Here is a 20,598-nt window from a genome sequence, read left to right on the forward strand (position 1 = left end):
CCCCCTTCCGCCGTCAGCTGGTGAAGATCGACTTCTTCTGGTTCTCGATGCTGGTGAGCAGCCCGCTGATGTCCTTCGGGTCCTTGATGAACTGCTGGAGCGCCGGGATGATCACGGTGGAGGCGAAGTCCGGCCGGGTGTCCCGGTCGAGGAACTGGGCGATCTCGGTGGCGGAGCCGACCAGCTCGGCGGCCTTCTTCTGCAGCGCGGTGTAGGCGGCGGTGTCCGCGCCGCTGTTCGCGACGAGCGTGCTCGGGTCGTTCTTGACGGTGATGTCCGCCGCCTCCTTGGAGCCCAGGTACGTCAGCAGCTTCTGCGCCGCGTCCTTGGACTTCGGCTTGCGGGCCATCATGTAGCCGTCGATCGGGGCGTCCAGCGCCTTCGCGCCGATCGTCGAGTCGACCTCGGGGAACGTGAAGAAGTCCAGGTCCTCCAGATCGGCGCCGCTGAACTGCTGGCCGACGAACAGGCCGAGCAGGTACATGCCGCTCTTCTTCTGCTGCAACGACTGGGCCGCCTCCTGCCAGGTGCGGCCGAGCGAGTCCGGCTGGTGCAGGGGGAGCAGCCCGGCCCAGGTGTCGAAGACCTTCTTCACCTTGTCGGAGGTCCACGCCTCCTTGCCGGCCATCAGGTCGATGTGGAACTGGTAGCCGTTGATGCGCAGGTTGAGGATGTCGAACGTGCCCATCGCCGGCCAGCCGTCCTTGTCCGCGAACGCGATCGGGACCAGGCCGTCCTTCTTCATCTGCGCGCCGAGCGTGTTCAGGTCGTCAAGCGTCTTCGGCACCTCGTAGCCGCGCTGCTGCCACACCGACTTGCGGTAGAAGACCGCCCACGGGTAGTACGACGCCGGCACGAAGTACTGCTTGCCGTCGTCGCCCGTGGACGCCTTCTTGAACGCGTCGGAGTAGCCGTCGAGCTTGCCCCACACGTCGCTGAGGTCACCGGCCAGGCCCTTGGCGGCGAAGAACCGCATCCGGTAGCCGGCGAACCAGGTGAACACGTCGTCCGGCTTGCCCTGCAGGTAGTTGTTGATGTTCTCCTGGAACGTGTTGTGGTCGACCGTGTTGATGTCGACGGTCACGCCGGAGGACGTCTTGAAGCCGTCCATCACCTTCGCGACGACGTCCTTGGGCTTCGGGTCCGACTGGTTCGAGCCGAGCGAGACGCTCTTGGCGTCGCCGCCGGAACCGGAGTCGGAGTCGCCGCAGCCGGCGAGCAGACCGGTGCCGAGCAGCGCCCCCGCACCGGCCGCACCGGCGAGCAGCGAGCGCCGGTTCAGGCCGGCGACGGACGGGGGTACGAGCCGGGCGAGGTATTCGGCTTGCGAGCGGGGACGGGACATGGTGCCTCCTGCGTGGAAGAGGTGCGCTGCGCTCATGGACCGTGATCGTTGGCGGTGAGCGGTGTTCGTGTCGGCCGCGGCAGATCCACCGAGAATCCACACGTCCGAACACAAACAGCCGGTGGCGCTTGAAGCTACCCCTTGGCACGGCGCTGTCAAGAGGGCAAAAAGACGACGCCTGTGGCGGTGAGGCAGGGCAAAGAGCCGGTAAACGTTGGAACGTCAGTCGATGTTGGAAAGTGTTGACTTGGGTGCTGTTCGGGGGCACCCTCTGCTGTCATGCGGAACTGGCACGGCGAGGGCATCTGGTACGGCGCGGACTACAACCCGGAGCAGTGGCCCGAGCAGACGTGGGCCGAGGACGTCGAACTCATGCGACGCGCCGGGGTCAACCTGGTCTCGGTCGGCATCTTCTCCTGGGCCCTGCTGCAGCCCACCCCCGAGCGGTACGCCTTCGACTGGCTGGACCGGGCGATCGACCTGCTGCACGACGGCGGCATCAGCGTCGACCTGGCCACCGCCACCGCCAGCCCACCGCCGTGGCTGGCGCACCGGCACCCGGAGACGCTGCCCCGCCGGGCCGACGGCACGGTCCTGTGGCCCGGCGGCCGGCAGGCGTACTGCCCCAGCTCCCCGGTGTTCCGGGACCACTCGCTCGCCCTGGTCGAGGCCGTCGCCCGCCGGTACGCGCGCCACCCCGCCGTCGTGCTCTGGCACGTCTCCAACGAACTCGGCTGCCACAACGTGCACTGCTACTGCGACGTCAGCGCCGAGGCGTTCCGCGGCTGGCTGCGCGAGCGCTACGGCGACCTGGACTCGCTCAACGCGGCCTGGGGCACCGCGTTCTGGAGCCAGCGCTACCACGACTGGGCCGAGGTCAACCCGCCGCGCACCGCGCCGACGTTCGCCAACCCGACCCAGCAACTGGACTTCCTGCGGTTCTCCTCCGACGAGCAGCGCGCCCAGCTGCGCGCCGAACGGGAGCTGCTGAACCGGCTCGTCCCGCAGCCGGTCACCACGAACTTCATGATCGGCACCGGCATCAAGTACCTGGACTACCACTCCTGGGCCTCCGACGTGGACCTGGTCGCCAACGACCACTACCTCACCGCCGCCGACCCGCAGCCGCAGGTCAACCTGGCCCTCGCGGCCGACCACACCCGGGGCGTCGCCGGTGGCGCGCCGTGGCTGCTGATGGAGCACTCCACCAGCGCGGTCAACTGGCAGCCCCGCAACGTCGCCAAGACGCCCGGTCAGATGCGCCGCAACAGCCTCGCCCACGTCGCGCGCGGCGCCGACGGCGTGCTGTTCTTCCAGTGGCGGGCCTCCCGGGCCGGCGCGGAGAAGTTCCACTCCGCGCTGGTCCCGCACGCCGGGCCGGACACCAAGGTGTTCCGCGAGGTCTGCCGGCTCGGCGCCGACCTGCGCGCGCTCGCCGAGGTACGGGGCAGCCGCGTCGACGCCGACGTGGCGATCCTGTTCGACTACGAGGCCTGGTGGGGCGCCGAACTCGACTCCCACCCGAGCGTCGACGTCACCTACACCGACCGGTTGGCCGCGCTGCACGCCGCGCTCTGGCGGGCCGGGGTCACCGCCGACGTGGTGCACCCGTCGGCCGACCTGTCCCGCTACCGGCTCGTCCTCGCGCCCACGCTCTACCTCGTCCGCGACGCCGACGCCGACGCGCTGCGCCGATTCGTGGAGGCCGGCGGCACCACCGTGGTCACCTACTTCAGCGGCATCGTCGACGAGCACGACCACATCCGGCTCGGCGGCTACCCCGGAGCGTTCCGCGACCTGCTCGGCGTACGCGTCGAGGAGTTCTTCCCGCTGCGCGACGGCGAGACGGTACGCCTCGACGACGGCGCCCGCGCCGACGTGTGGACCGAGTGGCTACACGCCGAGGGCGCCGAGGTGCTGGCCGCGTACACCGACGGGCCGCTGCCCGGCGTGCCGGCGCTGACCCGCAACGCCGTCGGCGCGGGCGCCGCCTGGTACGTCGGCACCCGCCTCGACGACGACGCCACCGACCGGCTGGTGGCCCGCCTGCTCGACGAGACCGGCGTCCGTCCACCGGTGAGCGCGCCGCCCGGGGTGGAGGTGGTGCGCCGCCACTCGGCGGAGCGGAGCTGGCTGTTCGTGGTCAACCACACCACCGAACCGGCCCGGCTGGCGGTCAGTGGCCTCGAGCTGCTCGGCGGCGTCAGGTGCGACGGCACCCTGGAGGTGCCGGCGGGTGAGGCGGCGGTGGTCCGCGAGGAGCCCGCTACGGTGCCCGCGCGCGCCTGACCGGTACGTGGCCGTTCGCGCCGAGGAGGTCCCCATGCTCGCCCAGCAACGGCAGAGCGCCATCCTGGAGTTGATCCGCCAACGCGGCGGCGTCCGGGTCAGTCACCTGGTCAGCCGCTTCGGGGTGTCCGACATGACGATCCGCCGCGACCTGGAGGTGCTCGCCGACCGCGGCCTCATCGACAAGGTGCACGGCGGCGCGACACTGGCCGGGCCCGGCTCCACCGAGGAGCCCGGCTTCGCCGCCAAGTCCGTCCGGCAGCAGGCCGAGAAACGCGCCATCGTGGAGCGGGCCGCCGACCTGGTCGAGCCGGGGATGGCGGTCGCGCTCTCCGCCGGCACCACCACCGCCGCGCTGGCCGCCCGGCTGGCCGAGGTACGTGGGCTGACGGTGGTCACCAACTCGATCCCGGTGGCCGACGCGCTCTACCAGAACCCGCGCACCGATCAGACCGTCGTGCTGACCGGCGGCATCCGTACGCCCTCGGACGCGCTGACCGGCCCGGTCGCCGAGGCGGCCATCGCCGCGCTCAACGTCGACCTGCTCTTCCTCGGCGTGCACGGAATGAGCCCGCGTACCGGATTCACCACGCCCAACCTGCTGGAGGCGGCGGTGAACCGGCGGCTGATCGGCTCCGCCCGCCGTCTCGTGGTGCTGGCCGACCACACCAAGTGGGAGACCATCGGCATCGCCACCATCGCTCCGCTGGAGGAGGCCGACGTGCTCATCACCGACGGCGGCCTGCCGCCGGAGGCCCGCCGGCAGCTCGGTGAGCAGGTCGGCGAGCTGGTGGTGGTCCGGGCCGACTGAGACCACGGCGTGCCTCACAGACAGTTCTCAGCCCCGCCGTCTAGGGTGCCCTGACGAAGTGCCCGACGGTCCATGTCGGAGCGCAGTTGCACGGGAGTGACCGATGGTCTTCAAGAAGATGTTGAGCGCGTTCGGCGTCGGCGGCCCGACCGTCGACACGGTGCTCAGCAACCCGAACACCCGGCCGGGCCTGACCCTGGACGGGCACGTGAACCTGGTCGGCGGCGACGCGGCGGCCCGCATCGAGCAGATCAACATCGGTCTGGTGACCCGGGTCGAGATCGAGAGCGGCGACCACGAGTACGCCGGCGTGATGGAGTTCCACCGGATGCCGGTCAGCGGCGCCTTCGAGCTGGCCCCGAAGCAGCAGCTCTCCATCCCGTTCCAGATGCCGGTGCCGTGGGAGACCCCGATCACCGACGTGTACGGCCAGCGCCTGCACGGCATGACCATGGGGCTGCGTACCGAGCTGGCGGTGGCCCGCGCGGTCGACAAGTCCGACCTGGACCAGGTGTCGGTGCACCCGCTGCCGATCCACGAGCGGATCCTGGAGGCGTTCCAGGCGCTCGGCTTCCGGTTCAAGCACGCCGACCTGGAGCGGGGCCACATCTACGGCGTGCCGCAGACGCTGCCGTTCTACCAGGAGATCGAGTTCTTCGCCGCGCCGCAGTACGCGCAGACGGTCACCGAGGTCGAGCTGACGTTCGTGACCAGCCAGCAGGGCGTCGAGGTGATCCTGGAGTGCGACAAGCGCGGCGGCTTCCTCAGCGCCGGGCACGACGTCATCGGGCGGTACTCGGTCCCGCACAGCGACGCCGCCCGTACCGACTGGGTGCAGGTCGTCGACGGCTGGCTGCGGGAGACCACGGGCCGCTACGGCAGCCTGCGGGCCCAGGGCTTCGGCATGCCGCACGGCGGCCACGGCTACCCGGGCCAGCACGGATACGCCGGTCACGGGCGGCGCGGCCCGGGCATGGGCGGCGTGGTCGCGGGCGCCGCGCTGGGCGTCGCCGGCGGCATGATCGCCGGTGAGATGCTCGACGACGCGTTCGACGGCGGCGGCGACGACTTCGGGGACTTCGGCGAGGAGTGAGCAGACGCGACGACGCCCCCGGGACGGATCCCGGGGGCGTCGCCGTACGCGTGACTCGGCGCGCGTCAGCGCCGGCCTCGACGCTCCTCGCCGGAGCGGCGCGCGCTGCCCGCCTTCGACAGGCCCCGGCTGACCAGGTACGCGCCGGTCAGCGCGGTCAGGTACCACCAGGCCTGGTTCGGGTTGTTGATGTTCAGGCCGTTGGCGGTGGTGCCCTTCCAGAACGCGGCGATCGCCACGACCGCGACCGCGGCTGCGTACACCCAGAACTCGGTGGTCAGGAACGCCTGCTTCGTCTCCGTACCCGGGGACGGCATGTTCTCCCGGTGGCCGTCGTGCATCGACGGCATCTGCCGGGTCGACGTGTCCTGCATGTTCGACCGGTTCTGAACGTCGGACATCGGCCGGTTGGCCGGCCTGGTGGATGCAGCCTGCGTGCTCATCTGGTCCTCCTCAGGATTTGATGAGTCGTACCTGCATACCCTCGCCCCGCTACCGCAGGTCGGCCACGGCACGGTTCGCGCTCTGTGGCGGGGGCACCCTGGGTCTACCCCTCGCCGGAGACAAGGTAACCGCCGGTCGCCATCCGATGGCCGCCACGCTCGGCTCGCAGCCGGAACCGGACACCCCGGTGCACACCGGTCTTCCCGGTGCCGGCCCCGGTTTCAGCCACCCACCCTCGGGCACGCAACACCGATACCCCGAGAGAGCTGCGAGGTGGTTGACGTGCGTGAGGACGACATGCGGCAGGACGCCGCCCGGCGGGCCGAGCAGCGGGTCGCCGGAGGCGTGTACGGCGAGGGCGCGCTGGACGAGGTCACAGTGCCGCAGACCGACGTGGAGCGGATGCGGCAGGAACTGGACCCGGACGACCCGGCGGACGTACCCGTCGACCCGACTGTGCTGCGCGACGGCGGACCGACGCGGGGCCAGGGCGCGGTGACCACGACCGGTGGCACCGCGGGCCCGGCGAGTGTGCGCCGGGTGGCCCGCCAGCCCGAGAAGCATCCCGGCAAGGTGGCGCCCACGACGACCGGTGACGCCGGCACAGGTGGCCTGAGCACCCCGGCCGGCGGCTCGACAAGCGACAACTCGTCCACGGGTGCCCAGGTGGGCAACTTCACCGACAACCGCCCCAACCCGGGCTGACCGGGGCGGCACGGCACGGCGGGGGCGGCCTCCGGCCGCCCCCACCGTGCGACTTCTGCCACCGCCACTTCGGCGAACTGGCGCAGTCAGGGCGGGCGCGATGTAGCAACTTCCCCGACCTGCCGCACGTCCCCGCCACTCCGGCGAACTGGCGCGTATGCCTGACCGGTCCCGCCTCACCTGGTGGTGGGCTTCCTGCGGCTGGCGCTGGCGGCGTGCCACCACTTCGGCGAACTGGCGGGGTCGGAGCGGCCGTGATGTAGCAACTTCCCCGATCTGGCGCACGTCCCCGCCACTCCGGCGAACTGGCGCGAACAGGCCGCCCGGAAACGCACCCCGCCACCACCCCAAGCCTGCACTCGCCGATCTTGCACTTCCGCCCCGAAAAATGTCCGTTTGGCGGAGCTTTCCGGGGCCACAACTCCATGATCGCGGAGCGAGGGGGAGGGTGGGGCGCGGCGGGGCATGAGGCAAGACGTGCCTGACCCCGTCGATCATGAAGTTGGCGGCCGATCTGGAGATCGACAATGCCGCCAACTTCATGATCAACGGGGCGGAGGGCGGAGGGCAGGGGCGGGGAGGGCAGGCGAGGGGGTTAGGCAGTGGGGGTGCGGAGGATGCCCAGGCGCTGGGTGGCTCTTGTCAGGGCCACGTAGAGGTCGCTGTTGCCCCTCGGGGACTCGGACACGATCCGGGCCGGGTCGACCACCAGCACCGAATCGAACTCCAGGCCCTTGGCCTGCTCGGTGGTCAGCACCACCACCCGGTTCGCCAGCTCCGGCTGCTCACCCACAGTCGCCTCCGGCAGCGCCGCCACCACCGCGCCACCCAGCTCGGCCACCCGGCCGGTGGGCACCAGCACGCCGAGCCGCCCGTCGCCGAGCGACGCGGTCTCCCGGGCGGTCGCCTCGACCAGTTCCGTCACCAGCCGGTCCGCCGGTACGGTCCGGTCCCACGGCGGTACGCCGGTGGCGCGTACCGAGCGGGGTGGCCGCAGCGCCGGGTCGATCTCGGCGAGCACGTCGGCGGCGACCGCCATGATCTCGGCCGGGGTGCGGTAGCTGACGGTCAGCTCCTCCAGCCGCCACCGGTCCGCCACGTACGGCGCCAGCGCCTCGCCCCACGACGGCGTGCCGGCGAGCGCGCCGGTCTGCGCCACGTCGCCGACGATCGTCATGGACCGGCTCGGGCAGCGGCGCATCAGCAGCCGCCACGCCATCGGCGACAGTTCCTGCGCCTCGTCCACGATGACGTGCCCGAACGCCCAGGTACGGTCGGCGGCGGCGCGCTGGGCGGTGGTGAGCCGGTCGGACTCCTCCTGCCGCTCGGAGAGCCGGTCGGCGTCGATCAGGTCGGTGACGCCGAGGATCTCACCGCCGTCGGCCTCGTCCTCGACGTCGATGGAGCGGGAGCCGCGCCAGATCTCCAGCACACCCTCGGCGTACTCGCGTTCCAGCGCCCGGATCCGCTCCCGGCGGGCCACGGCTGCGCGCTCGTCCTCGCCGAGCAGTTCGGCGGCCTCGTCCAGCAGCGGCACGTCGGCGGGCGTCCAGCCGCCGGGCTCGCGGTGCAGCGCGGCCCGCTCGGCGTCGGTGAGCATGGGCGCGGCGGTGGCGATCCGCTCCGGCGAGGCGTACAGGTCGGCGAGCAGGCGTTGCGGGGTCAGCACCGGCCACAGCTCGTCCAGCGCGGCCCGGATCTCCGGCTCCTCGCGCAGCTCGCGGCGGATCTCGGCGCGGTCGGCCTCGGAGAGCAGGTTCTCCCCGCCGAGCGGGTCGGCGCCGATCCGCTCGGCCACCTGGTCGGCGAGCGCGTGCACGATCTCCACGTCGAACAGGGCGCGGGCCAGGTTGTGCGGGCGGCCGGTGCGGCGTACCCGGTCGCGGGCCTGCCGCACGGTCTCCGGGTCGAGCGTCAGCACCTCCCGTTGCGGCAGTTCGATGGTGACCGGCTCGTCGGGCACCCACTGCCGGTCGCGGACCGCTGCGGCGAGCACGTCGGCCAGCACCGCGCGGCCCTTGAGCGCGGCGGTGGTGGCCGGCTCGGCCCGGCGCGCGTGCACGCCGGGGAACAGGTCGGCCTGGGTACGCAGCAGCACGCCGGTCTCGGCCAGCGTGGGCAGCACCTGGGAGATGTAGCGCAGGAACGTGGCGTTCGGGCCGACCAGCAGCACGCCGCGGGTGGAGAGCTGCTGGCGGTGGGTGTAGAGCAGGTACGCGGCCCGGTGCAGCGCCACCGCCGTCTTGCCGGTGCCGGGGCCGCCCTGCACCACCATCACGCCGGGCAGGTCGGCGCGGATGATCCGGTCCTGCTCGGCCTGGATGGTCTCGACGATGTCGCGCATCCGGCCGGTGCGCCCGGCGTTGAGCGCGGCGAGCAGCGACGCCTCGCCGGTCAGTTCCTCGTGCGCGGTGGGGGAGGCGGCGGCGATGTCCAGCACCTCGTCGTTGAGCCCGGTCACCTTGCGGTCGCGCGTGCGCAGGTGGCGCCGGCGGCGTACGCCCTGCGGGTTGGCGGCGGTGGCCAGGTAGAACGGGCGGGCGGCCGGAGCGCGCCAGTCCATCAGCAGCGGGTCGTAGTCGCCGGAGGAGTCGAAGATCCCGATCCGGCCGATGTAGCGGACCGCGCCGTCGTCGCCGTCGAGGCGGCCGAAGCACAGGCCGCTCTCCACCGCGGAGAACTGCTCGACCTGGTCGGCGTACATCGCCACTGTCGAGTCGCGCTGCGAGCGGGCCTGCTGCGTGCCGCCGGTGTGGCGCAACTCCTCGTCGAGCCGCCGGGCGGCCTGTTCCCGCATGCCGTCCAGCCGGTCGTACAGCATCGAGACGTATTCCTGCTCCCGGCCGATCTCGTCGTCCTGGCGCAGGTCAGCCGACACGTCGGAGTGCGTTGACAATCCGGCTCCTCATTGACTAGAATTGCTGCAGGAATGGCATTCAGAAGCCATTCCTTTTTTGTGCCTGAACTGAGAAAGATAGCGCGTCGGCCGCCACCCGACCAAGCCCGGACACGACTCGGGGCCCGGCCGGCGTCAGCCGACCGAGCCCCGGGCACGGCAGTTCTCAGCCCTTGGCCGCCTCGTAGAGCCGCTCCGGCGTGACCAGACCGGCGATCACCCGGCCGTCGTCGGTCAGCAGCACGCTGAACAGCTTGCCGCTGAGCAGCCGGCCGCTGCCCCAGTCGCCGCTGACCTTCGGCAGGTCACCGAGCACCTGCGCGAGCATCTGGGCGTCCGGCGCGTCCGCGCCGGGCTTCGCGCCGGGCTTCGCGCCGTCGCCGGTCGCCGCGTCGCCGATCTTGGCGACCACCACGGTGGTCCAGCCGGTGCCGACGGTACGCACGTCCGGCTTCTCGGCGTCCTTGCGGTCGAACCGCTTGCCCGCCGGCCCGGGCCGCTCGTCCTCGGTCGCCTCGGTGACCTTCACACCGGGCGGCGGGTTGAACCGGAACTGGTCGGCCTCCGGCGTGCGGAAGTCGACCTGGGTGAACGCCACCTGGAACGCCGGCTCGTCCTGCCCGTCGGCGAGCACCTGCAGGCGCAGCGGCACGTGCTCCTTCGCGTCCAGCGCGATCCGGACCTGGTGCACCAGGGACGCCTTGTCGCGCGGGGTGAGCACCAGCTCGTACGCGTCCCGCCCGGCCACCGTCGCGGTGCGGCCGACGGTGACCGCCGTGGTCGGGTCGATCGCCTCCAGCGCCCGGTCCGCGGCGTCGGCCGGGGTGGCCGGCACGGTGGCCCGGTCCGGTGCGTCGGCCGGCAACGTCCGGTGCGTGGCGGTGTTCTCCCGGCTGTTCCAGGTCCAGACGTCGCGCCCGTTGCGCAGGATGTCCTGCTCGCCGAGCGTGTCGACCAGGGCCAGCCGCTGCCGGTCCTCGCCGCCGTACCAGACGCGCAGCGTGTGCGTACCGGACACCAGCCCGGCCAGGTCGTTGCCGGCGGCCCGGCCGGCGAGCGCGGCGATCGGCGGCAGGCCGAGGTCGGCGCGCTGCACGACGGTGCCGGAGAGCCCGTCCAGGCGGGACGTGCGCAGGTCTTCCAGGAGCTGGGCGGCGCTGCGCGGCGGCAGCGCCGGGTCGGCGCCGGCGGCGAACGTGCCGACGGCGGCGCCACCGCCGATCACGGCGACCCCCGCGGTCACCGGGACCAGCCAGCGCAGCACGGCGCGGTTCTTCATCACGGACATAGTGTGCACCTCCTGCGCACCATGCTGCGCGATCGTCGCTGTGACCACGCTGAGGAGATCCCCTACGGGTGACCCCATGGTGGCACCCTGGACCGGTGCGGTTGCTGGTGGTGGAGGACGAGACGCGGCTCGCGGCGGCGCTGCGCCGGGGCCTGTCGGCGGAGGGGTTCGTGGTCGACGTGGCGGCCACCGGCCCGGAGGGGCTGGACGCGGCCCGGCACGGCGAGTACGACGCGATGATCCTCGACGTGATGCTGCCCGGCCTCTCCGGCTACGAGGTGGTCCGCCGGCTGCGCGCCGAGCAGCGCTGGCTGCCGGTGCTGATGCTCTCGGCCAAGGACGGCGAGTACGACCAGGCCGACGGCCTGGACTGCGGCGCGGACGACTACCTGACCAAGCCCTTCTCGTACGTGGTGCTGCTGGCCCGGCTGCGGGCGCTGCTGCGCCGCGGCGCACCCCGGCGGCCGACCGTGCTCACCGTCGGCGACCTGCGCCTGGATCCGGCCCGCCGCCGGGTCACCCGGGCCGACGCCGAGGTGGTGCTGACCAGCCGCGAGTACGCGCTGCTGGACTACCTGATGCGCCGCCCCGGCGAGGTGGTCTCCAAGACCGAGCTGCTCGACCACGTCTGGGACGCCTCGGTCGACACCGCGCCGAACGCGGTGGAGGTCTACGTCGGCTACCTGCGCCGCAAGATCGGCCGGGAGCGGCTGGAGACGGTGCGCGGCGCCGGCTACCGGCTGGCCACATGAGCCGGTGGATCCGGGGCCCGCTGCCACGGCTGGGCCTGCGCGCCCGGCTGCTCGCGCTGGGTGTGCTGGGACTGGCGGTCGGGTTCGCGTTCGGCGGGACGCTGCTGGTCGGCGCGCTGGGCTGGACGCTGCAGCGCTCGGTCGACGAGGAGGCGCTGCGCACCGCCGACGCGGTCGCGCTGCTCACCGCCGAGGACGCGCTGCCGGACCCGCTTCCGGTGGCCGGCGGGCAGTTGCGGGTGCAGGTGGTCGACGCGCAGGGCCGGATCCGGGCCGCGTCCATCGACGCGGACCGCCTCGTGCCGATGCTCGGCCCGGACGAGCTGCGCCCCGGGCAGCGCCAGCGGCTGGTGGTGGACGGGCGGCGCGCCGGCATGCCCGGCCCGGTCCGGGTGGTCACGGTGCCGGCCGGCACGGCGCAGGAGCCGCGCACCGTGCTCGTCGCCAAGTCGCTCACCGACGTGCGGCACAGCCTGCACGTGGTCCGCAACCTGCTGCTCGTGGGCTTCCCGCTGCTGGTCGCCGGGCTCGGTGTGGTGGCCTGGCGGGTGGTGGGCGCGACGTTGCGCCCGGTCGAGCAGTTGCGCAGCGGCGCCGCCGAGATCACCGGCCGGGCCGGGGCGGAGCGGCTCCCCGTACCGGCGGGGCAGGACGAGATCCACCGGCTCGCGGTCACGCTCAACGACATGCTGGACCGGCTGGCCGCGTCCCGGGACCGGCAGCGGGCGTTCGTCGCCGACGCCGCGCACGAGCTGCGCAGCCCGCTGACGAACATGCGTACCGAGCTGGAGGTGGCCCGGCGTCTCGGCGACGACACCGACTGGCCGGCGGTCGCCGACGACCTGCTCGCGGACACCGAGCGGCTGAGCCGTCTGGTGGACGACCTGCTGCTGCTGGCCCGCCTCGACGAGCAGGACGCCCGGCCGTCCCCGGTCGGCCCGGTGGAGCTGGGTGAGCTGCTGCGCGGTGTGGCCGCCCGCTACCCGTCGCCGCCGGTGCGGCTGACGCCGCCGGACGCGCCGCGGTGGGTCGAGGGGGACGCGGGGGAGCTGCGCCGGGTGCTGGTGAACCTGGTGGACAACGCGCTGCGGCACGCGTACACCGGTGTGGATCTGGCGGTGAGCGGGCCGGACGGTGCGTACCACCTGATCACGGTGACCGACGACGGGCCGGGCATCCCGGCGGCGGACCGGGAGCGGGTGTTCGCCCGGTTCACCCGGCTGGACGACGCGCGGGCGCGCGACGCGGGCGGCGCGGGCCTGGGCCTGGCCATCGTGCGCGAGCTGGTGCGCCGGGCCGGCGGCACGGTGGAGCTGGCCGACGCGACGCCCGGCGCCGCCGCGCCGGGCCTGCGCGCGACGGTACGGCTGCCCGCGCTGGCCGAGCCGGACGCGGAGTGAGCGGTCAGCGGCGGCGCCTGGTGCAGACCGGGCCGGTGCGCGCGACGGTGTCGGTGGACCAGACGAGCGCGACGGTGAAGCAGTAGTCGGTGGTGCGGTCGAGCCCGTAGGCGATGTAGTCGGCCGAGCCGGCGGGCAGCGTGGCGAACGTGCCCTGCGGCTGCCCGGACCGGCCCCCGGCGACCACCACCGGCCCTTCCGCGCCGGCCGGGTACGTCCAGCTCAGCACGATGCTGTCGCGCCGGTCGGTGAGCGTGAACCGCCCGGGTGGCGTGCCCGGGGCGGCGGCCGCCGCCGTGGTCGGCGCGGGAGCGGCCGAGGTCGGCGGCGCGCTGCCGGCCGGGGCGCTGGTGGCCGGTGGCGGGGTGTCGCGGCCGTCGTCCACCCGGGACACCCCGGCGATCACCGCGATGGTGCCGAGCAGCAGCGCCACCACGACGCCGAGCACCACGAGCGGCAGCCAGGGCAGCGTGCGCCGCTCCGGGGCAGGCGGCCGGGGCACGTGCACCGGGAGGTAGCGCGACGGCGGCTCGGGCGGGGGCGGCGGCACCCGTCGTACGCCGTCGGGCTCGTCGTCGGCGAGGCCGACCACCGTGGGCGGCAGCGGGTCGGCGCCGGGCCGCCACGGCTGCTCGGCCGGCTCGTCGGGCGGCCACGGGTAGTCGTCGAACGCGTCGCCGTCGGCCTCCGGCGCGGTACGCGGTGTCGGCACGTGCGCGGTCTCGGCGGCCCGGCCGGGCGGGTGGTAGAGCGGCGTCTCGACCGGCTCGTCGAGCGCGGGCGGGCTGTACGGCGGCAGGTCGTGCGGGCCCTCGGTGGCCGGGGGAACCCGGGCGGCGGGCACCACCGGCGTGGTCCGGGCGGGCGGCGGCTCGGGCGCCGGGGCAGGGGCGGGCGCGGGGCAGACGTGGTCCGGGTCGGCGGCGGCGCGGGCCAGCCCGGCCACCTGGGCGGCGAGCGGGTCGTCGGGGTCCAGGTGCAGGCGGCACAGCTCCTCGGCGAGCGTCAGGTGCTCGTGGGAGTCGGCGTACCGGCCGCAGTCGCGTTCCATCGCGCCGAGCTTCGCCAGCATCTTGATGCCGCTGGGGTGGCCGTCGCCGTAGACCTCCCGGTGCAGCTCCCAGGCGTCCTGCAACCGGTCGCGGGCCACCTCGCACTGGCCGCGCGCGTACTCCACGGTGGCCAGGTCGGCGTGCGCGGCGAGGACCCGTTGCGACTCCGGGCCGTCGCGGGCGGTCAGCTCGATGATGACGTCGGAGTAGAGCCGGGCCGCCCGGGCGTCGCTGCCGACCCGGTGCAGCACCGCGGCGAGCGTCGCGGCGGCGGTGACGGTGCGCTCGTCGGAGCGGCCGTGCAGCCGGGTGGCCGCCGCGTACGCGAACGCGGCCCAACCCCGGGCGGAGTGCGGCTCGCCGAGCGCGACCAGCACCCGGGCCTGGAGACCGGCCGCCTCGGCCAGCTCGGGGGAGGCGTTGCCGGGGCGGGGATCGGCGTCGCTGAGCGCGTCGGCGAGCAGCCGTTCCGCGCCGGTGAGGTCGCCTTCGGACACCAGTTGGTGCGCCTGGACGGTCAGGTCAGCGAAGCCGGAGGACACGCCCCATCGTGCTCGTCCGGCGACGGTATGTACAAGACCCGGAGTGGATCAGTTTGGTCCCGAATCCGTCAGGTGGTCGGCGAGCGTCTCGCTGATCCGGCGGAGCTGGTCGACCTGGGCCGGGCTGAGCGCGTCGAACAGGTGCCGGCGGACCCCCTCGACGTGGCCGGGCGCGGCGGCGGCCAGGGTGGCGAAGCCCTCGTCGGTGAGCACGGCGACCTGCCCGCGCCGGTCGGTGGGGCAGTCCTCCCGGCGGATCCACCCGGACGCCTCCAGCCGGGCGGCGGCGTGCGACAGCCGGCTGCGCGACGAGCCGGTCAGCTCGGCCAGTTCGCTCATCCGCAGCCGCCGGTCGGGAGCCTCGGAGAGGCGGACCAGGATCTCGTAGTACGCGTGCGGCATGCCCGCGTCGTGTTGCAGCTCGCGGTCGAGCGTCTCCATCAGCGCCCGGGAGGCGGTCAGGAAGGCGCGCCAGGTCCGCTGCTCGTCGGGGTCCAACCACCGGGTCATGACGCCCATCATAGCGCCGATAGTTGAACGCTCAACAAAACCGGGGTACGGTCGACGGCATGGGCATCCACCGACTCAACCACGCCGTCCTCTACGTCAGTGACCTGGAGCGCAGCGTCGCCTTCTACGGCGACGTGCTGGGCTTCCGCCGGGTGCCGATGACGCCCGAGGGCTTCCGCGGCGCCGCCTTCCTCCAGGCGCCCGACTCCACCAACGACCACGACCTCGGCCTGTTCGAGATCGGCGCGGCCGCCGGGGCGTCCCAGGCCGGCCGGGCCACGGTCGGGCTCTACCACCTGGCCTGGGAGCTGGACACGCTCGACGAGCTGGCCGCCACCGCCGAGCGGCTCTCCGCCGCCGGAGCGCTGGTCGGCGCGTCCGACCACGGCACCACCAAGAGCCTCTACGGCCGCGACCCGGACGGGCTGGAGTTCGAGATCGTCTGGATCGTCCCGGCCGACCTGCTCGACGACGCCGCGCTCGCCGCGCGTACCCGCATCGGGCGGCTCGACCTCGACCGCGAGCGGCAGCGCTACGGCGGGCAGACCCGCGGCGGCGTGGGCATCTCCGTCCCGGTCTGAGCGGGGTTCACGGCCGGGCCCGCCGCGCCGTGCGGTAGAAACGGCACCATGTCGACCGACGCCGTCCTGCGCGAGCTGCTCGTCCGCCAGCTCGACCACTGGCTCCCCGCCGCGCTGCACCGGGCGCGGCGGGCCACGCTCGCGCTCGCGTACGCCGGGGGTGACGCCGCCGGCGCGGAGGAGGCGTTGCGGGTGGTGGCCGAGTTCGCCGACCGGCTGCGCGGGCGACGGCTGACCGTGCTCGTGGTGGCCGACGACGGCACCGACCTGCCGGCCCGTCTCGGCGCCGCCGAGGCCGCGCTGCCCGCCGACGTCGCCGTGCACCTCGTGCCCGGCGGCCCGGACCGGCTGCCGGTGGCGCTCAAGGCCGCCGGGGCTGCCGGCGCGCCGCTGCTCACAGTGGCCGACGGCGCCGACCCGGACCCGGCCCTGCTGGCCGCCGCCGCGTCCGGGCGCCCGGCCGAGCTGCTGCTGGTCACCACGCCCGGCCGGTCGCTGCGCCCGGCGCTCACCGGTGCCGGGTTCCCGCTCGTCACCGAGGTCGAGCTGGTGCCCGACGGGGACGGCCCGGCGCGGCTGCTCGGCTACGCCACCGGCTCCGACCGGGGGCTGGAGGCGGTCAAGGAGGCGCTCTGGGCGGTCGACGAGTACGCCGGTGTGCGCTACCGCGACCCGGCCGACCCGCAGGGGCGGCTGCTCGACATCTCGCTCGAACCCGAACCCGGCCCGCTGCGCCGGGAACTGCTGGCCGAGCTGGCCCGCTCCGGCCCGCGTACGGTCACCGAGCTGCGCCGCTTCGCCACCACGTCGACCGTCTACCGGGCCGCCGACGCCAACCGGGCGCTCGCCTCGCTGCTCGCCTCCGGCGCGGTGACCCGCGACCCGGAGCACGGCCGGCTCGGCGGGGACGTGTCGATCAGCGCCGTCCCGAACGCTGGGTCATCTGCTTGACCACTATCGACGCTCCGGTGGCGACCACGCCGATGCTGAACACCATCTGCGCGCACACCGCCACCCGGGCGATCTGCCCCTGGGCGTGCACGTCGCCGTAGCCGACAGTGGTGAGTGTCGTGAGCGCGAAGTAGAGCGCGTCGACCCGGGTCCGCAGGCCGACGAACTCGCCGGGCCGGGTGTTCGCCACCACGTAGTCGCCGAGCGCGAAGACCAGCAGCCCGGCGACCAGCGCCACCGCGAGGCGGGTCAGCGCCCGGTCCTCGTCCCGGCCGGTCGGCTGGTCCCGGACGAGCTGGCGGCGGACCTGGCCGGTGACCAGGAACGCGATCACCACCACCAGGACCGCCGTGCCGATCGAGCGCAGGGCCAGCCGCAGGCCGTTCGGATCGGCCTCGACCGGCACGAGGAAGTAGCCGACCAGCATGAGCGCGCAGGCCGCCACGGCCCGCCGTCGCAACCGCCGCAGGAACACGTCCGCCATGCGGCGATTCTCCGGTCGCCGGGACGCCGTGACGGGCGGAACCGCAAACCCGGCCGCAGACGACGAGCGGGGTGCCGGCGGTCAGCCGGCACCCCGCTCGTCGTCCGGGAAAGGTCAGGCCTTGTCCTGCTTCCAGGACAGCGGCCCCGGAAGGTCCACGCGGTGGGCGCGGGTGTTCGAGTTCCAGGACCAGCGGCCGATCTTGATGCTCCACGACGAGAAGCCGTTCTGGGTGAAGTGGAGGATCAGCGGCCCGTACTTCTTACGCTTGCGGAACTGGACGCCCATCGGGGGTGCCTCCTTCTCTCCCTGCCTCTGCAGTCGTCTGCATGCCTTCGCGGCAACGAACATGCCCGGATCGACGATTCGCGAAACCCTGCCCGGTCCGCTCTGGACGGTGGGACTGCCGCCCGGCAAAATCTCTATCCAACGGGTAGGTGTTAAGGAGTCGTAAATGCTGGTGGAGGCGGGTCGTAACAAAGCCAGCGACGAAAGTCTCACTGGATGGAAGGGCATTGACCGGCGTGGAGAACGGTCGGCAGCATGAGGGCATGTCGCAGCGGGACGAGCTTCTCCTCACCGCTCGCGTGCACGTCGACCTGGTCCGGCACGCGAGCGCGCTCTGTTGAGCCGAGCGCTCGTCGTTCCCTCTCCGCCCGTCCGTTCCCGCAGCCGGCGCACCGTGGCCCGGCGCGGTGCGGCGTGCTCCCCGGCCCCCGCGCGGGCCCCCTCCACCGCATCGTGGACAGATCAGGAGACTCCGCCATGCCCTCGACCCGATCACCGCGGCGTGCCCTCACCGCCGCCGTCGCCCTGCTCGCCCTCACCACCGCCACCGCGTGCGGCGCCGACGCCGCCGGCGGCGCACAGACCAAGGAACTGCGCTACCAGGGTTCGGTGGGCCAGGTGACCCTCCCCGAACTCGCCGCCGACCTCGGCTACCTCGGTGACGTCAGGCTCAACTGGATCGGCAACGTCACCGGCGGCCCGGCCGACATCCAGGCCACCGCGACCGGCCAGAGCGACTTCGGCGGCGCGTTCAACGGCGCGATCGTCAAGCTCCAGGCCGCGAACGCCCCGATCACCGCCGTGGTCAGCTACTACGGCTCCGACGCGCAGACGTTCCAGGGCTACTACGTGCTCGACGGCAGCCCGATCCGCGGCCCGCGCGACCTGATCGGCAAGCGGGTCGGCATGAACACGCTCGGCGCGCACGCCGAGGCCGTCCTGCGTACCTGGCTGGCCCGGGGCGGCCTCACCGCCGCCGAGATCGGCAAGGTCGAGCTGGTCGCGCTGCCGCCGGTCAACACCGAGCAGTCGCTGCGCGCCCGGCAGATCGACGTCGCCGTGCTCGGCGGCGTGATCCGCGACAAGGCGGTCGCCAACGGCGGCATCCGTACGATCTTCACCGACTACGAACTCCTCGGCGCGTTCAGCGCCGGCACCTACGTCTTCCGCGACGACTTCCTCACCCGTAACCCGGACACCGTCCGCACGTTCGTCACCGGAGTGGGCAAGGCGATCGAGTGGGCGCGCACGCAACCGCGCGAGACCGTGGTGGCCCGCCTCAAGGCGATCATCAGCGAGCGCGGGCGCAACGAGGACACCACGCTCGTCGACTACTGGAAGTCCAGCGGCGTCGCCGAACCCGGCGGTGTCATCACCGACCGGGAGTTCGCCACCTGGATCGACTGGCTGGCCGACACCGGCGAGCTGAAGGGCGAGCGGCCGAAGCCGTCCGACCTCTACACCAACCGGTTCAACGCGGCCGCGACCCCCGGCGGTGGCGCATGAGCACCGACAAGATCCTCTTCGACCGGGTGCACAAGGTCTTCCCGGGGCGGCGTGGTGGCGGCGGCGCAGTCACCGCGCTCGACGGGCTCACCCTCGGGGTACGCCCCGGCGAGTTCCTCGTCGTCGTCGGCCCCAGCGGCTGCGGCAAGTCCACCCTGCTCGACCTGCTCGGCGGGCTGGCCACCCCGACCGGCGGGCAGGTGCTCGTCGACGGCCGCCCGGTCACCGGGCCCGGCCTGGACCGGGGCATCGTCTTCCAGCAGTACGCGCTGCTGCCCTGGCGCACAGCCGCCGGCAACGTCGCGTTCGGACTGGAGGCCAAGGGCCTGCCCCGCGCCGAGCGCGCCGACCTGGTCGCGCACCACCTCGACCTGGTGGGGCTGACCGGCTTCGCCGACCGCTACCCGCACGAGCTGTCCGGCGGCATGAAGCAGCGCGTCGCCATCGCCCGAAGCCTCGCGTACGACCCGGACGTGCTGCTCATGGACGAGCCGTTCGCCGCGCTGGACGCGCAGACCCGCGACTCGCTCCAGGACGAGCTGGTGCGGATCTGGCAGGCCACCGGCAAGACGATCGTGTTCATCACGCACGGCATCGACGAGGCGGTGCACCTCGGCCAGCGGGTCGCCGTGATGACGTCGCGGCCCGGCCGGATCAAGCAGGTCATCGACATCGAGCTGGGCGACCGGGAGGCGGAGGAGGACGTCCGCTCCACCGACGCGTTCCGCCACCACCGGCACCGCATCTGGACGCTGCTGCGCGACGAGGTACGCGCCGCGCAGTCCGCCGTACGCGAGGAGGCCCGCGTTGGTTGACGTCGCCGCACCGCCGGTCCGGCCGGTGGCGCCCCCCGCCCCGGCGGCCGTGCCCGCCCGGCCCCGCCGCCTGCTCGGCCTCGGCGGCCGGATGCTGCACCGCAGCGCCGCGCTGCTGGCGCTCGCCGCGATCTGGGAGACGGCGCCCCGCGCCGGGCTGGTCGACCGGGTCTTCCTGCCGCCGCTGTCCGAGGTGCTCGCCGCCTGGTGGGAGCTGCTGCGCAGCGGGCAGCTCGCCGACCACGTCGGCGCCAGCCTCACCCGCTCGCTGACCGGGCTGGCGCTCGCGGTGGTCACCGCCATCCCGCTCGGCCTGCTGATCGGCTGGTACCGGCCGCTCGCGGATTTGCTCAGCCCGCTGCTGGAGGTGTTCCGCAACACCGCCGCGCTCGCGCTGCTGCCGGTCTTCGTGCTCATTCTCGGGCTCGGTGAGACGTCGAAGATCGCCCTGGTGGTCTACGCCTGCTCCTGGCCGATCCTGCTCAACACCGTCGCCGGCGTGAAGGGCGTCGACCCGCTGCTGATCCGCTCGGCCCGCTCGATGGGGCTCAACCACCTGCGGCTGTTCCAGAAGGTGATCCTGCCGGCGGCCGTGCCGACCGTGTTCACCGGCGTCCGGCTCGCCGGGGCGTACTCGATCCTGGTGCTCGTCGCCGCCGAGATGGTCGGCGCGAAGGCCGGGCTCGGCTACCTCGTCAACTACGCGCAGTACAACTTCGCGATCCCCGACATGTACGCCGGGATCATCACCATCTCCGCCATCGGGCTGGTGGTCAACCAGCTCCTCGTCGCCGGGGAACGTCGCTTCTCCACCTGGCGCGCCGACGTCACCACCGCCTGAGAGGA

Annotated in this window: 20 protein-coding genes; 12 read left to right on the forward strand and 8 right to left on the reverse strand. The window is 73.3% G+C overall.

Features of this window, described 5'->3' with window-relative positions:
* Nucleotides 1-13 precede the first annotated feature (13 nt).
* The gene (locus ACN27D_RS24615) at nucleotides 14-1,345 is read right to left on the reverse strand and encodes an ABC transporter substrate-binding protein (RefSeq protein WP_120570920.1); all 1,332 of its coding nucleotides are present in this window, start codon (nucleotides 1,343-1,345) and stop codon (nucleotides 14-16) included.
* 279 nt (nucleotides 1,346-1,624) lie between these two features.
* On the opposite strand from ACN27D_RS24615, the gene ACN27D_RS24620 reads away from it, so the two are divergent.
* From ACN27D_RS24620 to ACN27D_RS24630, 3 genes are all read left to right on the forward strand, one after another.
* Entirely contained in the window at nucleotides 1,625-3,634 is a 2,010-nt protein-coding gene (locus tag ACN27D_RS24620) for a beta-galactosidase (RefSeq protein WP_421500089.1), read from the forward strand.
* Between the two features lie 34 nt (nucleotides 3,635-3,668).
* Nucleotides 3,669-4,445, forward strand: coding sequence for a DeoR/GlpR family DNA-binding transcription regulator (locus ACN27D_RS24625; RefSeq protein ID WP_421500090.1), 777 nt, complete (start codon nucleotides 3,669-3,671; stop codon nucleotides 4,443-4,445).
* A 103-nt stretch (nucleotides 4,446-4,548) separates the two neighbouring features.
* Nucleotides 4,549-5,538 (forward strand): sporulation protein, encoded by a 990-nt coding sequence (locus tag ACN27D_RS24630; RefSeq protein ID WP_121686309.1) that lies wholly within the window; start codon nucleotides 4,549-4,551, stop codon nucleotides 5,536-5,538.
* Nucleotides 5,539-5,603: 65 nt separating this feature from the next.
* Here ACN27D_RS24630 and ACN27D_RS24635 read toward each other — a convergent pair whose 3' ends face one another.
* Entirely contained in the window at nucleotides 5,604-5,981 is a 378-nt protein-coding gene (locus ACN27D_RS24635; RefSeq protein ID WP_091427728.1) for a hypothetical protein, read from the reverse strand.
* 283 nt (nucleotides 5,982-6,264) lie between these two features.
* On the opposite strand from ACN27D_RS24635, the gene ACN27D_RS24640 reads away from it, so the two are divergent.
* Nucleotides 6,265-6,687 (forward strand): hypothetical protein, encoded by a 423-nt coding sequence (locus ACN27D_RS24640; protein WP_162959127.1) that lies wholly within the window; start codon nucleotides 6,265-6,267, stop codon nucleotides 6,685-6,687.
* A 595-nt stretch (nucleotides 6,688-7,282) separates the two neighbouring features.
* Here the strand turns inward: ACN27D_RS24640 and ACN27D_RS24645 are convergent.
* Together ACN27D_RS24645 and ACN27D_RS24650 are read right to left on the reverse strand one after the other, a co-directional pair.
* Nucleotides 7,283-9,508 (reverse strand): HelD family protein, encoded by a 2,226-nt coding sequence (locus ACN27D_RS24645; RefSeq protein ID WP_421501194.1) that lies wholly within the window; start codon nucleotides 9,506-9,508, stop codon nucleotides 7,283-7,285.
* Between the two features lie 241 nt (nucleotides 9,509-9,749).
* Nucleotides 9,750-10,871 carry a LolA family protein gene (locus ACN27D_RS24650; protein WP_421500091.1) on the reverse strand — a complete coding sequence of 374 codons (1,122 nt, stop codon included), beginning with the start codon at nucleotides 10,869-10,871 and terminating at the stop codon, nucleotides 9,750-9,752.
* 95 nt (nucleotides 10,872-10,966) lie between these two features.
* On the opposite strand from ACN27D_RS24650, the gene ACN27D_RS24655 reads away from it, so the two are divergent.
* Complete coding sequence (locus ACN27D_RS24655; protein WP_091427735.1) at nucleotides 10,967-11,623, forward strand: response regulator transcription factor; 657 nt, start codon at nucleotides 10,967-10,969, stop codon at nucleotides 11,621-11,623.
* Nucleotides 11,620-13,023 (forward strand): sensor histidine kinase, encoded by a 1,404-nt coding sequence (locus ACN27D_RS24660; RefSeq protein ID WP_421500092.1) that lies wholly within the window; start codon nucleotides 11,620-11,622, stop codon nucleotides 13,021-13,023. Before ACN27D_RS24655 ends, ACN27D_RS24660 begins: the two co-directional genes overlap by 4 nt.
* A gap of 4 nt (nucleotides 13,024-13,027) precedes the next feature.
* On the opposite strand, the gene ACN27D_RS24665 is transcribed toward ACN27D_RS24660, so the two are convergent.
* Nucleotides 13,028-14,617 (reverse strand): tetratricopeptide repeat protein, encoded by a 1,590-nt coding sequence (locus ACN27D_RS24665; protein WP_421500093.1) that lies wholly within the window; start codon nucleotides 14,615-14,617, stop codon nucleotides 13,028-13,030.
* A 48-nt stretch (nucleotides 14,618-14,665) separates the two neighbouring features.
* Nucleotides 14,666-15,136: a MarR family winged helix-turn-helix transcriptional regulator gene (locus tag ACN27D_RS24670; RefSeq protein ID WP_151500744.1), complete on the reverse strand. Its 471-nt coding sequence runs from the start codon at nucleotides 15,134-15,136 to the stop codon at nucleotides 14,666-14,668.
* Between the two features lie 50 nt (nucleotides 15,137-15,186).
* On the opposite strand from ACN27D_RS24670, the gene ACN27D_RS24675 reads away from it, so the two are divergent.
* The gene (locus ACN27D_RS24675; protein WP_120570912.1) at nucleotides 15,187-15,708 is read left to right on the forward strand and encodes a VOC family protein; all 522 of its coding nucleotides are present in this window, start codon (nucleotides 15,187-15,189) and stop codon (nucleotides 15,706-15,708) included.
* A gap of 48 nt (nucleotides 15,709-15,756) precedes the next feature.
* Nucleotides 15,757-16,659, forward strand: a complete 903-nt coding sequence (locus ACN27D_RS24680; protein WP_357792869.1) for a hypothetical protein — start codon at nucleotides 15,757-15,759, stop codon at nucleotides 16,657-16,659.
* Here the strand turns inward: ACN27D_RS24680 and ACN27D_RS24685 are convergent.
* The gene (locus ACN27D_RS24685; protein WP_421500094.1) at nucleotides 16,625-17,143 is read right to left on the reverse strand and encodes a potassium channel family protein; all 519 of its coding nucleotides are present in this window, start codon (nucleotides 17,141-17,143) and stop codon (nucleotides 16,625-16,627) included. The two genes, ACN27D_RS24680 and ACN27D_RS24685, sit on opposite strands and share 35 nt — an antisense overlap.
* Before the next feature lie 114 nt (nucleotides 17,144-17,257).
* Nucleotides 17,258-17,431: a DUF4236 domain-containing protein gene (locus ACN27D_RS24690; protein ID WP_064498970.1), complete on the reverse strand. Its 174-nt coding sequence runs from the start codon at nucleotides 17,429-17,431 to the stop codon at nucleotides 17,258-17,260.
* Nucleotides 17,432-17,694: 263 nt separating this feature from the next.
* Here ACN27D_RS24690 and ACN27D_RS24695 point away from each other — a divergent pair, with 263 nt between their 5' ends.
* The 4 genes from ACN27D_RS24695 (at nucleotide 17,695) to ACN27D_RS24710 (ending at nucleotide 20,593) form a co-directional block, all read left to right on the forward strand.
* Nucleotides 17,695-17,772: a putative leader peptide gene (locus tag ACN27D_RS24695; protein ID WP_349881247.1), complete on the forward strand. Its 78-nt coding sequence runs from the start codon at nucleotides 17,695-17,697 to the stop codon at nucleotides 17,770-17,772.
* 136 nt (nucleotides 17,773-17,908) lie between these two features.
* Nucleotides 17,909-18,937 carry an ABC transporter substrate-binding protein gene (locus ACN27D_RS24700; RefSeq protein ID WP_421500095.1) on the forward strand — a complete coding sequence of 343 codons (1,029 nt, stop codon included), beginning with the start codon at nucleotides 17,909-17,911 and terminating at the stop codon, nucleotides 18,935-18,937.
* Nucleotides 18,934-19,752 carry an ABC transporter ATP-binding protein gene (locus ACN27D_RS24705; RefSeq protein ID WP_252450019.1) on the forward strand — a complete coding sequence of 273 codons (819 nt, stop codon included), beginning with the start codon at nucleotides 18,934-18,936 and terminating at the stop codon, nucleotides 19,750-19,752. The genes ACN27D_RS24700 and ACN27D_RS24705 overlap by 4 nt, the downstream gene beginning before the upstream one ends.
* A complete protein-coding gene (locus tag ACN27D_RS24710) occupies nucleotides 19,745-20,593 on the forward strand; it encodes an ABC transporter permease (RefSeq protein ID WP_421500096.1) in 849 nt (282 codons plus the stop codon). Before ACN27D_RS24705 ends, ACN27D_RS24710 begins: the two co-directional genes overlap by 8 nt.
* Nucleotides 20,594-20,598: the final 5 nt, after the last annotated feature.

Source organism: Micromonospora sp. WMMD1274, from assembly GCF_049179035.1.
Taxonomy (GTDB): Bacteria; Actinomycetota; Actinomycetes; order Mycobacteriales; family Micromonosporaceae; genus Micromonospora; species Micromonospora tulbaghiae.